Genomic DNA, 13,354 nt, shown 5'->3' with positions numbered 1-13,354 from the left:
ACGATTAAAAACAGCCATTGGAACAATATTCATTCCAATGGCTGTTTTTAATAGGTTTTTAGTCAGATTTCAAACTGATAAGAATTAGCGTGATTCCAGCAAAAAGACAAATCATCCGTGTGAGAGAGATTTTTTCAGCAAGACCGAATAATGCGATGGCGGTGGTGATGATCAATATACAAGGTCCGACAAGAGCCAATAATGTGTTGATGTAAAAAGCCTTTTCCAAATCATTGAACTTGTACATCAACAGGGCGGCGGCGATATCCACACTGCCGGAGAAAATCCGTAAAGCAATAATCATTAACAATGCTTTTTCTATCAATCAGGTGCCTCTTTTCCTACAAGACTTTTTCTACTATATGAAAGTCGTGTCGGAATCATTAAGGTACCGACAAAAATTCACTTTTCATACCCAAGTATGATACCCTCAATTTTCTCGATCGGCAAAGGTCCGAAGTCACGGCTATCCGTGCCGCGCCACCAATGATCAACTAAGAGGTAGACTGTGTTTTCCTGCACAGTGACAGCTGCCACATCCATATTGAAATAGTCCCTCCAGGACTGTGCAAGGTTTCTTTTAGGAGCCGTCCTAAAATATTCTTCTTCACCCATGCCCCGCACTGTTGCTTTTCCGTAAAACGTATCGAGCTTTTTCCCGTCAATATACACTTGACCGCCTTTAATTTCTACAGTTTCACCTGGTAAACCGACAACTCTACCGATATACATTTCGGGAATAGCCGAGTTTTTTGCAATTTCAGAAGGGGGCATATGATAGTAGACCGGCTGCCCACGCTTAAGTTCGCTGAAATCGGTTGAAACGACAAGCTTACCGTGTTCGTGGGTTTCGAAGTCATGGTCTCCTCGATCCATTGTATCCGAGCCCCATTCAATTAAAAATGTGTGTTCTGACTGTGTCGCAATATCCAAACGTTCAGGGGTGGTCATATCATTAATTACTTCTTCCAAATATCTCCAGGTATGGAATTCAATACCGTCTTCACCGACGAAGATTCGTGGACCCTTTTTCTCCAATTTGTAAGTGAATCCACCTTCTCCACTGACCTTGATTGTAAACGTATCCCCTTTTTGCTTTACGGTGTAATTTTCGTACGTGCCAGCCACTAATAGGGGTTCCTTAAATTTAAAAGTAAACATTGCCGCTAATTCGGGATTATTAATATAATAATCCTCAATCGTCAGCGTAGATCCGTCAAATATTAGTGTGTAATTTGTGGCACTCGTGTGGCTTAATTGTTGCATTGCTAATTGATCCCAAGAGGACGTAACATTCGCCGACTCGGATTCCCCAAGACCGATATACAGACCGAAGCCTACCGAAAATAAAACGATAACCGAGAGAAGAGTCGGAAGCAATTTACGAACATGAAACGGTTTCTTCGGACGTGTCTGAGTGGAAATATACCGGTGCATTTTTTCTTTTTGCACGGAAGAAGGCCGAAATGCTTCGCCAAGCTGTTCCAATTCTTTTGAGATATTCTCATCTGATAAATGTTTCAATCGAAAAACCACCTTTCTCCAATTCCTTTTTGAATGCTTGTAGTGCCCTTAGTAAACTCATCTTCACTTTTCCTTCCGACCAATTGAGGATGGATGATGCCTCTTTCGTGGAAAACCCTTGGATTTTCCGCAAAATAATTACTTGCTGATAGCTCTTTTTCAATCGATTGAGCGCCTCGTAAAATTGTTTATGCTGTGTATTCAGAAGTACGGTTTCTTCTGCGGAAGCATTATGCCTCTGGGAATCAAGTACGTGCACATCGAAGTAATACGTCAAAGGATTCTTCTTTCTAAAATGGTTCATCGTTGTTGTGTATGCAATCCGGAAAATCCATGTTTTGACGGAGGAGTCCCCCTTGAACTGCTGTTCATTTGCAAGTACTTTCACAAATGTTTCCTGAGTCAGGTCTTCAGCGGTATGGGAATCCTTCACAAGCATCAGGATATAGCTGTAGACGGCGTCAACATATTCATTAAACCAACTCTCACCGGACAAATCGCTCACCTCTCTTTATCTACTACTACTTAGACACAATCTATGAGAATTGGTAACGTTAAGGTTTGAATAACTATTTTTATCTTAATTAAAAGTAGAACATTCCGGACAATAAAACCATTGCAGTAAAAAAAGTAACAATTCACTGCTAACGTCCGAGTAAGCAGGATTGTTACTTTCGAGAAAATGTCAGGGAGCAACAGCCACATTTCCATTACTCATTTTGAAAAAGATGATACAACAAACGGTCCCGGTCGTCGAAAAACTGCTTCATGATGGAGTAATGCTCCGTTTCCTCCAACTTCGTTTCATCAATTCCGTCCTTTGTAATCTGAATAATTTTGGAGAGTGGGTGGGCCATGATAATGGGTGAATGAGTGGATATAATGAACTGGGACCCTTCCGTTACAAGTTCATTGATCCGCGCAAGCAATGCGATTTGCCGAAAAGGGGACAGTGCAGCCTTGGGTTCATCCAAAATATATAAGCCGTTCCCCCTAAACCGTTCCCGGAACACAGCAAAAAAGGACTCACCGTGAGATTGCTCGTGAAGGGATACACCTCCGAACGAATCAATGATCCTCGGTCCATATGCGGGTTGCTGGTCAAGCTCCTCGATATTCGTAGCCACATTATAAAACGTCTCTGCTCGGAAGAAAAAATGATCCCTCGCCCGTTCCGTCCCCTTGACAAGACGAATATGCTCATCGAGTTTCGAGTGGGAATTAAAACTTGAGAAGTTAAAATTCAATGTCCCACCTTCAGGATTAAATCCATAAGCAATCGCGATTCCCTCCAGCAACGTAGACTTACCCATCCCGTTTTCACCTATTACATATGTGATGTTCGGATGAAGCTCTAATTCGTGCAAGTTACGGACGAATGGAAGGGTGAACGGAAATATTCCGTGCGGTATCCCTTCGTGCTTCAGGCGCACGGCTCTTATGTATTGGGAATTTGAATTCAAAATTGCCAACTGATAAACACTCCTGTCTTTTAGAAGGTGTAAATCTTCATATCTCTTATTTTTGTATACCTACATATTTCTATTATTGATAAGGGAAATCCTTGTTTTTCAGGGAATTATAATTGTGAAGGCTGTGTAACAAACAATCGAAAATATTTACAGTTCTTGCATATAAAAAACGGTGAAACCTTAAGGTACCCCGAAAAAAACATAAAAAATAATCCATCCCCGAGGTGTTAATTCGAATCGGATGGATTATTGCCCCGTTAGGGAACCTGCAGATTTCAATCACTTAATGCGCCAGGTTAAAGGTTCTTTTTTAATTTAATCCGATAGGAAAGACAAGTGGACAACGTTGCTGTTTCCACGTATGCCCCATTGTCGAAATCCATGGCTCCGCCTGGAAAGATACCGATGATTGTTAATCCTGCTTTATTGCACATAGTGCTTATTTCATCGATTGTATAACAACGAAGCGATTGTGTGACAATTTCATCGGGCTTCTCCTTGTGCCACCAGCTATCCACCATTCGGCAGCCAACTTCGTCGAATGAATAGATCCTCTCTGCAACATCGATTTTCATTGCTTTACCAGCTGCAATGTTACGCCAGTAATTCGGGTTGTAAATATCGATGATTATGGTGCCGTCATCTGTCACCCAGTTTTTCATTCGTTTCAGAAGTGTAAGTTGATCGTCGTCTGAACCAATGCCGAAGCCATCGAAATAGCTCACGACGTCGAATTGCTTGGCAAACTCGTGTGTGTAGAAATCGCCTAAATGAATATCAATTGTTTTTGATGAACGACGTTTAGCTGCTTCGACCAATTCAGGAACTAATTCCAGCGTCGTCATTGCAATGCCCCGCGCGTCTAAAGTCCGTGCGATACTGCCGATGCCAGCTCCAATATCGAGCATCGATTTGAATTTTACTCCGATTTGCTCTTCAATCGTATCAGCTTCTTTTTGCATGTAGCCTGTCATTTCATCTTCTATATCTTGTAACCATTCAAATTGTTTTTGGTAAAAGGGGATGACCCATTGGTTTGTCGTCATGTAAATTCCTCCTGTAATTTTTATTTCATTACAGGTGGTGCTTTAAATTCCTTATGCCCATTATGCAATCGCTCCTCTCGCCACCATTGTACACAGGGGGAGGAGGGTTTGCAACTGACTTTTTAGAATACTTCCGATTGTTTGTTAGCAGGTTGCCAAGCCTCAAGGAGTTCCTGCTCCCGTTCCCGTGAAATTCCAGCTTTCCAATCTTCGTCCTGTCTTGCTTGCACACATTGGTAAATATCGGAGATTGTATCTTCAAGTGGGCGGAAGGAAAGTCCATCCTCGACAGCTTTCTTTATACTGATAAATGAACTGCCTTTCCACGGTTCGGATGCACCTCCTAACGCGAATTCCTCGGGAATCCATAAAGGCATTTCCGTCCATGGTTGCACCTTTTGATCCATCATGAATTGTTCATCTGCCCAGACGAATTCGGCATCACTTCCTGTGACGGCTTTGCATGTATTCAGAAACTCTTCCATCGTTAATTCATAACCTGGCCCCGTAACATTGAACGTTCCCGATTTCCTATTTTCCGCCATAGTTAACGCCCACGCCGCCATATCTTTTACATCAATGAATTGTACAGCACGATCCGGACGGCCCGGGACCAACACAGTTCCGCCTTGCGCTACACGCTGAACCCAGTAGGGGAGACGATCCGTATAGTCATATGAACCGACTAACAACCCGGCTCGCACATTCAAAACCTGATTTGGCCAATGCTTTTCGGTTTCCACTTCGCAAGCCACTTTCATCCCACCGTAATATTCGTAAGGGGATACGGCTCCCTTTTCGATTTTCTTCAAAACATCTTCCGGCGGAATGGAATGCACATGATAATCCTCCGCAATATTGAGGGGAATCCAATCTGGATAAACGGAGATGCTTGAGATATACGTCAAATGCTCGACGTTATCCTTAAGCACATCAGCAATTTTTTTGATTTGAATCGGGGTCATTCCACATGTGTCCATAACGACATCCCATTTTCGATTTTCAAGTTGCGACACATCCCCATTTCGATCCCCGGTCAACTGCTCCACATTAGGAAACACGTCAGAGTTGTTCCCGCGATTAAACAAAGTGACCTCATGTCCTCGTTTCAAAGCCTCTTCAACCAAAGCTCTACCTAAAAAACGAGTTCCTCCCAAAATAAGCACCTTCATACATTTTCCCCCCAAGTTTATTAATGGCTTACTATAGTAATAATTTCGAGTTTCCATTGATAAAACCCTTCAGGGCAATTCGCATTAAATTTATTCAAACACCGTTCTATCCCTATAAATCAGTTTATTATGTACGGGGTCATCCGAAGCTGTTGGAAGCAGTTGAAAGGCAATCCCTTGATAGCTCAAATTTCCTTCTTCATAGAGTCGTCGATTGTCATGGACTGTCTTTGCGAAAAGCCACAATGCGGTGAGATGGTCCAGTTCGGAAACATCGTAATCTATATGCTCTTGAAGCAGTTCGGAAAGTAGTGTCTGCGCCATCTCTTGATCCCAAAAAGCAACATTCATCTCGCAGTTGCCGAAAAGCGAAAAACGGTGGAGGTTGCATGAGCCAACAGTTCCCCATTCACCGTCAACAAGCATCAGTTTGGAGTGAATCCAAACCGGGTGCCTCTTGCCGTCATCACCTAATCCAGCGATGCCCGCCATTGTAAAGTTATTGAAAGCGGTAAGGGAGGCCAATTCCTCAGTCATTGTTCCTTCAGCGGGCAAGACCACTACTACTTCTACGCCACGTTGTAAGGCATCTCGCAAGTGCGAGACGATTTCAGGAACGTCGATATGTTGATGCTCCATATAGATCGAGCTGCGTGCAGCTTTAATCGCAGTGCAATATTGTTCGAAATTCGATTGTTCACCGGCCTCGATGTCAAAATCATTTGCGTTAGGTGAAGCTTGCCCATTCACATACCGGCCGCTATGAATCGTCCGTTGAATCTGAACGAGTGCCTTTCCTTTTTCCTCAGGAATAGCGGTAGGGAAGGGTAGATCGTGATTGCGATCAGCCTTCCAATGTCCGTCAGTCAGATTTCTTTCGCTTGATTCATTCCAACGCTGTACGAAATTATGGTGGACATCGACACACGAAGGCCCCTTAAGTTCCACGTATACATCGTGGTTTTGCCCTTTGCCTTGATGGCCGGGGGAGACTACAGAATTCGGATTCAGATTAATGCCTCCTAAAAATGCCGTCTCCGATGAAGTGCCTGCGTCAATCAGCCAGCTTTTCTGATGTTGACAATAGCCGGGCTGCGCTCGATCCCAGCGAATTCGGATTGATGAATCGCTTTCAATTAACTTATCAAAATGCCCCGGAGCTCCCCAGAATGCATTTGTTTTCAATGATGCGGTCTCAGCGTCAGGACGCCAAAAGATTACACGCACATCCAATCCGCGGTCAGCTGCCCGATTCAGAACATCGAGCGGAGTGCCTCTACCGTCAGGCATCTGGCATGTTGCCCACATGAAAGTGACGGTAACCCAAACACTCTGCTTTGCTTGTTCGATTGCCTCACAAACACGGCGAAATGCGGGTTCCCCGTCAATAAGTGGTCGAAGAAGATTACCTGAACGTATCGGGTACGATGTTCTTGAAGGTGGTGGAACCGTAAAAAGGGTGTTGCTTAAGGTGTTAGGCATATCATGAATACCTCCTGTATTATTTTGTGGTAAATAAAATAGGTACCCCAAAACAGGTACCCAAATTAATTAATCCTTCACATCATTTCAATTAAGAACTAATTACATTTTATCAAAGAATGGTGGGTTTTTGTGTGTAGTGCGCAGGCACCTTTACAATACAATTTAAATAAAGATTCTATAACTATATTGTTTGTCCATTCCAATTGATTCACTCATCCATATATTAAGGTAAGAGCTGGCCAGCTTATTATGCGATGATTGGGGTGAAAACATATGTGCTTTGACAATAATAGACGCAGACGAGATGTAGATTTAATTTGTGAGTGCCGTAGAGTAAGGTCTGAACGGGATAACAGATTTGACAATGAATTTGATCGTCGTAATGAATTTGGTCGACGCAATGATATTGATCGATTCAACGATTTTATGCGTCGCAATGAAGTTGATCGAGACAGAGATATTAACCGTAATAACGACTTTAGATGCCGATGCAGGGAAGTTAATCGCAGACGTAATTGCTGGTGATGTAAGAAAATGGACGAGATATAAATATAGTTAAGAACTAAACTGGCCTTGCACATCAAATAAGATGTGCAGGGCTTTCTTTGTCGAAAAATGTAAAGGTACCTGTGCTACACACAATCAAGAAAATTCATCGAATATACATGAAAAAGAAGTGGAAATACACGTGTATCAATCTTTGTGTAGTTAGTTCAGATGTTTTTATACAATGTGTTGAATTGTCATAAATGCGTCGTGCACAGGTACCTTTACAAAGAAAAAGTAAAAGAGGTTGAAAAATGAACTCATTTTTCAACCTCTTTTTATGATCAATTTAAATCCAGTTCCTTCTCCATAACTTCCTTCAACATGCGTCGGACCTCATCCGTCGTTTTCGTATTCATCAAATCGTTTCTCAACTCAGCAGCGCCTCTAAATCCACGAATATAGATTTTAAAGAAGCGTAGAAGTGGTTTGAATGGACGTGGTTCTGCTTCAGTTGAATATTTATCATGCAAGTCCAATTGCAATAGCAGTAAATCGAGATATTCTTTCACACTATGTTCCTTTGGTTCTTTTTCAAAAGCAAAAGGATTTGTGAAAACGCCACGGCCGATCATGACACCGTCAACGCCGTATTGCTCCACTAATTTTAACCCTGTTGCACGGTCAGGGATATCGCCGTTGATCGTTAACAAAGTATTTGGAGCGACTTCATCCCGTAACTTTTTAATTTCAGGAATCAGTTCCCAGTGTGCATCCACTTTGCTCATTTCTTTTCTTGTGCGAAGGTGAATGGACAGGTTTGCAATGTCTTGCTCCAAGATATGTCGTAACCAATCGCGCCATTCGTCGATTTCAATATAGCCGAGCCTTGTTTTGACACTAACCGGCAATCCACCTGCTTTAGCAGCTTGGATGATTTCAGCTGCAACTTCGGGGCGTCGAATTAATCCGGCACCTTTTCCGTTTGCCGCTACGTTTTGTACCGGGCAGCCCATATTGAGATCGATGCCGCGGAAACCAAGTTTTTTCATATCGATGCTCATCTGTTTATAGTACTCAGGTTTATCGCCCCAAATATGAGCGACAATTGGCTGTTCATCCTCTGTGAACATCAAACGGCCGCGAACACTTTCTCTTCCGTTAGGATGGTAATAGCTTTCTGTATTCGTAAACTCGGTGAAAAATACATCAGGTCGTCCTGCTTCACTGATGACGTGACGGAACACGACGTCTGTGACATCTTCCATTGGTGCTAATATGAAAAACGGCTTCGGTAGATCAAGCCAAAAATTATCTTCGTTACTCATTTTGTATCCTCCTGTTGCATGGAAAATCCTTTGCTCATCAAATAGTATCACTTTTTATAGCCTAATGCACTGATACATTCCTAAAAAAAACTACCTTATACCGCGAAATCTTTTATTATTCGGAGGGATCGTTTATTTGCGGTAAGAGCTCATTCATTCACCGCAAGGGTCCATTCTTTCTCGCAAGGGCCCATTCTTTCCCTGTCAGGGTCCATTCTTTCTCGCAAGGGTCCATTCTTTCCCTGCAAAGGTCTATTTAAAACTTGAACGTACGGTCTTCCACGAATTCTCCTTCTCGATACGTCCGTTCGACGAAAGTGATGTTATTTTCATGATCAATGAGCAGGACTGTTGAGGAGCGAGTGCCATACCCTTCGGATTTGATGAATAGGGGAGATAGCACCCGTTCGAGTTGTTCACCGACCCCCGTATTTGGAAGTTGCTCTTCCGGAAACGGCTCGGCATCTTGCAGTAAATCAAACAGTTCATTAGGTTGAATTACACGATTTTGTTCAACAAGCTTCCGTAGATTCGCTTTCCCTTTTACGACTTTCGGCCATGGCGTGTCGAGAAAATGATTGCACAACCCATGTGTCCCAGGTGATATCTTCTTCACATCATTTTCGATATTCGAGTAATAAAACAACTCATCCGCAGTACCGGCAATCACGTTGAAACCCGCATACTCCGAACGCTTCTGTTGTAAAGATTTCAGAAACTCAGCGGCTGTTATATCGGATTCGAGAAAATCAGTCACGATTTCACCGCGAGACCGAACGTCCTTCTTCTGTTCAGAAGGATCTCTATAATTGGTCAGTGCAGCAAATCGTCCATATTTAGTAATGCCGAGCCATGTTCCTTTTTGCGATAAGTCCCTGCCCGCCAATAAATCAGGCTTATCCACCCAAAAATGCGCCGGTGCAGTCGGTCGCTCGTAAAACTCGTCCCGGTTCGCAGCCACGACCAAGTGGTAGATCGGATGATCATGGACATGGAAATTAATCAAACACATGACAACATCACTTCTCCTTTCTAAAAGTATACATTGTTATTGAGGTTTCGGACTAGAATTAAAGAAATTGAGTATCTTCTCGTTAACGGTGAGCGACCGATAATTTGAGTGCGGGACTTCAGACGGCCTAAAGTGTTATACTCGATTTAAGAACTTTACCAATTTTCAGCAATGAGGGACGAAGGAGACTGCCCTTATGAATAAGTGGCTTTTTGGATTTTTTGTCATCTTAACAACATCTTTAATGGGCTCAGCCTTTACAATCGGAAAGATCGGATTGATATATGCTACACCAATCATGTTGGTTGCACTACGGTTCCTTATAGCAGGGGTCATTATGGCGGTTATTGTGAAATCTTTAAGAATCGTTCATCCTAAGCAGTTGTCGGATTGGATAAAAATAGCGCTGATCGGTTTCTTTCAAACAGCATGTGTCATGGGATGTATTTTCGTCAGTTTGCGAACAATCACAGCGGGGCAATCATCTATATTAACATTTACGAACCCACTTTTGGTTGTCATATTTGGAACGTTTTTCATGAAAATGACGTATAATTGGCGGCAATGGACCGGTGTTATTTTGGGTTTTGTAGGCGTATTCATTACTTTAGGCGCGCAAATGGACGTTCAAATAGGAACTCTTTTTGGTATACTGTCAGCCATTTCATGGGCTATTGGCACGCTGCTGATTAAAAAGTGGGGGCCTCAAATCAATACGTGGATTTTAACGGCTTATCAAATGTTGATTGGTGGTCTGATTCTGTTCGTCGGAAGTTTTCTATTGGAGAAGCCTTCGTTTCAAATTAACGCCATATCGATCACTATTCTTTTATGGCTGGCATTAATGGCTTCCATTGTACAATTTGCAGTGTGGTTTTACCTTCTCCAAAAAGGCGACCCTGGCAAAACAAGTGCATTCTTGTTTTTAGCCCCATTTTTCGGCGTTCTTACAGGGTCGTTATTTTTGGATGAAACGATGAAGTGGAACGTATTACTTGGCGGTGTATGTATATTCATCGGCATCTTCATGGTGAATTGGACGGCTAAGGTAAGGGGGGTTATAGATGGGCAAGGAGAGGGATTGGAGAAATTTTAGAAGGCTTTCGTTATGGTTATGAGTCGAAGATATGTGGAGAAAGAAAAATGGCCCTGTGAATTCAATCGAATTCACAGGGCTATTTTTGTGTATCTTTACAACAAGATTGACATATAATATACTTGTATAGTCGAGTATACAAGTAACCATGCCGATGAATCTGGAGGTGAAACGTTGAAGCCATCATTAGATGAAAATCAACCACTTTTTCTACAAATTGCACAAATTATATTAAATGAAATCGTGGAAGGTCATATAAAAGAAGGAGAACAATTGCCCTCTGAAAATGAATTATCCAGCTTTTACACTATTAATCGTGCAACCGTGAGAAAAGGGCTTCAAACTTTAGTGGATGATGCTTTTATTTATAAACAAAGAGGTATCGGTATGTTTGTAAGTGAAGGAGCTTATCAGAAAATAGTAGAGGAACGCCAGAAACAATTTCGACAGAATTATATAACCCCTTTGTTAGAGGAAGGGGCTCGCTTGGGGATGGATGTCCAAAAAATCATCCAATTAATTGAAAAGGAGGCACAATCATGATAGAAGTCAATCAAGTTCATTTCAGATATCATACAACCGACGTATTGCATGACTTTTCTTTGATAGAGCATGAGAAAGTCATCGTTGGACTTTGGGGGCGGAACGGTTCTGGGAAAACAACCCTCATGAAGTTGTTAGCCGGCCATTTAAAACCAAATCAGGGTGAGATCAATATACAAGGATTTACCCCTTATAACGATGATCGAACAAATAATCATCTATGTTATATGCAAGAAGATCATCCATTCAGTAAGATGTGGAAAGTAAAAGATGCATTACGTTTTGGTAATTATTACAATCCGAATTTTGATATGGATTTTGCGAAAAAGCTGTTATCCATTTTTAATTTGAATGAAAAGAAACATGTGTCTGGGCTATCTAAAGGTATGAAATCGGCGCTGCAATTCATCATCGGTATGGCCAGCAATGCAGATATCACGATACTTGACGAACCTACAAACGGGTTAGATATTGCGATGCAAAAGAAATTTAACAAAGTATTATTGGATAGTTATGAAGAGAATCCAAGGCTTATTTTATTATCCTCACATAATATCGAAGAAATTCAAACGCTATGTGAAGCGCTGGTCGTGATTCATGATGGCAACGTTCTCTTCCATGAACCAATGGAAACGATGCGGGAAAAAGGCATATGGTTAAGCGGGGAGAAGGATGCTTTTTCAACGATTATCCAGTCGCATACTGTGTTGGAGCAACAAGTAATAGGTACGAAAATGAAAGTCATGCTTGATGAGCCGTTTACGAGTGAATGGAAGCATTTTGCAATGGCCAATGGTCTAACGATTGAACCAGCCTCCCTGCATGATTATTTAGTAAATCGAACAGAAAAACGAATTGAGGTGGCCCAATGAACATAAACAGCGGGACATTCAGGATTGTTTATGAAGATGCACGATTTGCCTTCGCACAGCTGCTGATTTTGTATATTACAATCCCTATATTATTAGTCTGGTTAACCGTTGGATATTTCTTTAACTTAGGTGAAGAGGTGATCGCTGCTATCTCAGGACCAACCTATTTTTTCATTATGCTGTTTGCCGTGAATAGCTTCAAAACCATTTTCCCTGTCGCAATCGGAATGGGAAGTACAAGGACCAATTTGCTGAAAACGTTTTATGCAATAGGGTTGGCAAGTGTCCTTGTTGTCACCTTTATTTTAAATGTCTTTCAATGGATTCTCTTAACATTTTATGAGAGATGGAATGTAGCGGCTCACATCCTGCATCCAGGAACCTTTTTACATCGGGAGTATACTTTTCTATCCTATTTTTTAATGGATTTCATGGTAGGAATTTTTCTTTTCTCCTTCGCTTTTCTGTTTTATGCAATCTATCATCGACTCGGTTTGAAAAGAAGTGTCATTTGGATGACTGTATTGATAATCGTCAGTACGCTTTTGCAATACAGCGGACTGATCAACTTTTCATTTTGGAAATGGGTAGTTGCCCAGGATCTGAGTGACTCAGCGATATTCTTTTTTGTGGTTACGATTAGTCTGATTGCATTGTTAATCACATATCCGATTATGCGAAATGCGCCGTTAGCGGTTAGGTCTAAAAAGTAATAATAGAAGAGAAATATAAAGAGACAAAAAAATGAAAGTCGACTAAACAACAGTTGTCGACTTTCATTTTTTATTTATTTCGGACTATCAAAAATCAAAAGAGGACTCCTTGCATGCTTTTTCCATTAAAGAATTAAGAAAAAAGCTAGTCGACATGAAATTCGGCTAGCTATCGGTATTACAGGTTATTCAGAAAGTATAAAAACCAAACCGCATGATTTTGTTGATCGGCTGAGGCATGTGTAAAAGCGTCTCTAACAATTGGGTTATCGGTACTTCTCGCGACTTCGTGATAGAAGTCAACGGTTTCTTGTTCATCTTTGAATGCAGCAAGAACTCCGCTTTTGAAATCGGAAGGACATTGTCTTGTCATTTTGGGAGAAGGTTGCTTACCTGTTAACGAAATATAAAGATACCAAAAGGTTGTGTAGTGTCTAATTTCATCATTTCTGATTTCAAGAATGCGTTTTTTCATCTCGTCATTTGGAGCTTGGTTCGCTAATAACTCATAGCAGGCAATTGCAGTGTACTCACCATCGATCGCTTTTAATATTTCATTTAAGACTTCTGTACTCGTAGAAGTCTGCATGGAACTTTGATTCACT

Annotated in this window: 15 protein-coding genes; 5 read left to right on the top strand and 10 right to left on the bottom strand. The window is 41.6% G+C overall.

Going from position 1 to position 13,354, the window contains the following annotated elements:
- Window positions 1-58: 58 nt before the first annotated feature.
- The 7 genes from ACFPZG_RS15200 to ACFPZG_RS15170 form a co-directional block, all read right to left on the bottom strand.
- On the bottom strand, window positions 59-325 hold the full coding sequence (locus tag ACFPZG_RS15200) for a YqhV family protein (protein ID WP_381427809.1): 267 nt from the start codon (window positions 323-325) through the stop codon (window positions 59-61).
- 77 nt (window positions 326-402) lie between these two features.
- Window positions 403-1,524: a signal peptidase I gene (lepB, locus tag ACFPZG_RS15195; RefSeq protein WP_283734383.1), complete on the bottom strand. Its 1,122-nt coding sequence runs from the start codon at window positions 1,522-1,524 to the stop codon at window positions 403-405.
- Window positions 1,505-2,020 (bottom strand): RNA polymerase sigma factor, encoded by a 516-nt coding sequence (locus ACFPZG_RS15190; RefSeq protein WP_283734384.1) that lies wholly within the window; start codon window positions 2,018-2,020, stop codon window positions 1,505-1,507. Before ACFPZG_RS15190 ends, lepB begins: the two co-directional genes overlap by 20 nt.
- Before the next feature lie 214 nt (window positions 2,021-2,234).
- Window positions 2,235-2,990: an AAA family ATPase gene (locus ACFPZG_RS15185; RefSeq protein ID WP_381427861.1), complete on the bottom strand. Its 756-nt coding sequence runs from the start codon at window positions 2,988-2,990 to the stop codon at window positions 2,235-2,237.
- A gap of 302 nt (window positions 2,991-3,292) precedes the next feature.
- Window positions 3,293-4,042: a class I SAM-dependent methyltransferase gene (locus tag ACFPZG_RS15180; RefSeq protein WP_283734385.1), complete on the bottom strand. Its 750-nt coding sequence runs from the start codon at window positions 4,040-4,042 to the stop codon at window positions 3,293-3,295.
- 122 nt (window positions 4,043-4,164) lie between these two features.
- Window positions 4,165-5,214 carry an SDR family oxidoreductase gene (locus tag ACFPZG_RS15175; protein ID WP_317940811.1) on the bottom strand — a complete coding sequence of 350 codons (1,050 nt, stop codon included), beginning with the start codon at window positions 5,212-5,214 and terminating at the stop codon, window positions 4,165-4,167.
- 90 nt (window positions 5,215-5,304) lie between these two features.
- Window positions 5,305-6,696, bottom strand: a complete 1,392-nt coding sequence (locus tag ACFPZG_RS15170; protein WP_317940812.1) for a phospholipase D-like domain-containing protein — start codon at window positions 6,694-6,696, stop codon at window positions 5,305-5,307.
- Window positions 6,697-7,063: 367 nt separating this feature from the next.
- Here ACFPZG_RS15170 and ACFPZG_RS15165 point away from each other — a divergent pair, with 367 nt between their 5' ends.
- The gene (locus tag ACFPZG_RS15165) at window positions 7,064-7,258 is read left to right on the top strand and encodes a hypothetical protein (protein WP_381427804.1); all 195 of its coding nucleotides are present in this window, start codon (window positions 7,064-7,066) and stop codon (window positions 7,256-7,258) included.
- Window positions 7,259-7,529: 271 nt separating this feature from the next.
- On the opposite strand, the gene ACFPZG_RS15160 is transcribed toward ACFPZG_RS15165, so the two are convergent.
- Together ACFPZG_RS15160 and ACFPZG_RS15155 are read right to left on the bottom strand one after the other, a co-directional pair.
- The gene (locus ACFPZG_RS15160; RefSeq protein ID WP_283734388.1) at window positions 7,530-8,513 is read right to left on the bottom strand and encodes a tRNA dihydrouridine synthase; all 984 of its coding nucleotides are present in this window, start codon (window positions 8,511-8,513) and stop codon (window positions 7,530-7,532) included.
- A 256-nt stretch (window positions 8,514-8,769) separates the two neighbouring features.
- The gene (locus ACFPZG_RS15155) at window positions 8,770-9,525 is read right to left on the bottom strand and encodes an NRDE family protein (protein ID WP_317940813.1); all 756 of its coding nucleotides are present in this window, start codon (window positions 9,523-9,525) and stop codon (window positions 8,770-8,772) included.
- A 196-nt stretch (window positions 9,526-9,721) separates the two neighbouring features.
- On the opposite strand from ACFPZG_RS15155, the gene ACFPZG_RS15150 reads away from it, so the two are divergent.
- The 4 genes from ACFPZG_RS15150 (at window position 9,722) to ACFPZG_RS15135 (ending at window position 12,749) form a co-directional block, all read left to right on the top strand.
- Window positions 9,722-10,621 carry a DMT family transporter gene (locus ACFPZG_RS15150; protein WP_317940814.1) on the top strand — a complete coding sequence of 300 codons (900 nt, stop codon included), beginning with the start codon at window positions 9,722-9,724 and terminating at the stop codon, window positions 10,619-10,621.
- Window positions 10,622-10,795: 174 nt separating this feature from the next.
- Window positions 10,796-11,164, top strand: coding sequence for a GntR family transcriptional regulator (locus tag ACFPZG_RS15145; protein ID WP_317940815.1), 369 nt, complete (start codon window positions 10,796-10,798; stop codon window positions 11,162-11,164).
- Window positions 11,161-12,036 (top strand): ATP-binding cassette domain-containing protein, encoded by an 876-nt coding sequence (locus ACFPZG_RS15140; protein ID WP_283734390.1) that lies wholly within the window; start codon window positions 11,161-11,163, stop codon window positions 12,034-12,036. The genes ACFPZG_RS15145 and ACFPZG_RS15140 overlap by 4 nt, the downstream gene beginning before the upstream one ends.
- The gene (locus ACFPZG_RS15135) at window positions 12,033-12,749 is read left to right on the top strand and encodes a hypothetical protein (RefSeq protein ID WP_283734391.1); all 717 of its coding nucleotides are present in this window, start codon (window positions 12,033-12,035) and stop codon (window positions 12,747-12,749) included. Before ACFPZG_RS15140 ends, ACFPZG_RS15135 begins: the two co-directional genes overlap by 4 nt.
- 178 nt (window positions 12,750-12,927) lie before the next feature.
- Here ACFPZG_RS15135 and ACFPZG_RS15130 read toward each other — a convergent pair whose 3' ends face one another.
- Window positions 12,928-13,353 (bottom strand): ferritin-like domain-containing protein, encoded by a 426-nt coding sequence (locus ACFPZG_RS15130; RefSeq protein WP_317940816.1) that lies wholly within the window; start codon window positions 13,351-13,353, stop codon window positions 12,928-12,930.
- Between the last annotated feature and the right edge of the window lies 1 nt (window position 13,354).

It is taken from the genome of Sporosarcina thermotolerans (genome assembly GCF_042658975.1).
Classification (GTDB): Bacteria; Bacillota; Bacilli; order Bacillales_A; family Planococcaceae; genus Sporosarcina; species Sporosarcina thermotolerans.
Note: the sequence above shows the minus strand (reverse complement) of the source record. Positions and strands in the feature narration are given on the sequence as shown.

Bases quoted from the DNA above. Each gene is read 5' to 3' on its own strand.
- ACFPZG_RS15180 (WP_283734385.1), bottom strand. From the start codon at position 4,042: ATGACGACAAACCAATGGGTCATCCCCTTTTACCAAAAACAATTTGAA.
- ACFPZG_RS15175 (WP_317940811.1), bottom strand. From the start codon at position 5,214: ATGAAGGTGCTTATTTTGGGAGGAACTCGTTTTTTAGGTAGAGCTTTG.
- ACFPZG_RS15170 (WP_317940812.1), bottom strand. From the start codon at position 6,696: ATGCCTAACACCTTAAGCAACACCCTTTTTACGGTTCCACCACCTTCA.
- ACFPZG_RS15165 (WP_381427804.1), top strand. From the start codon at position 7,064: ATGAATTTGATCGTCGTAATGAATTTGGTCGACGCAATGATATTGATC.
- ACFPZG_RS15160 (WP_283734388.1), bottom strand. From the start codon at position 8,513: ATGAGTAACGAAGATAATTTTTGGCTTGATCTACCGAAGCCGTTTTTC.
- ACFPZG_RS15155 (WP_317940813.1), bottom strand. From the start codon at position 9,525: ATGTGTTTGATTAATTTCCATGTCCATGATCATCCGATCTACCACTTG.
- ACFPZG_RS15150 (WP_317940814.1), top strand. From the start codon at position 9,722: ATGAATAAGTGGCTTTTTGGATTTTTTGTCATCTTAACAACATCTTTA.
- ACFPZG_RS15140 (WP_283734390.1), top strand. From the start codon at position 11,161: ATGATAGAAGTCAATCAAGTTCATTTCAGATATCATACAACCGACGTA.
- ACFPZG_RS15135 (WP_283734391.1), top strand. From the start codon at position 12,033: ATGAACATAAACAGCGGGACATTCAGGATTGTTTATGAAGATGCACGA.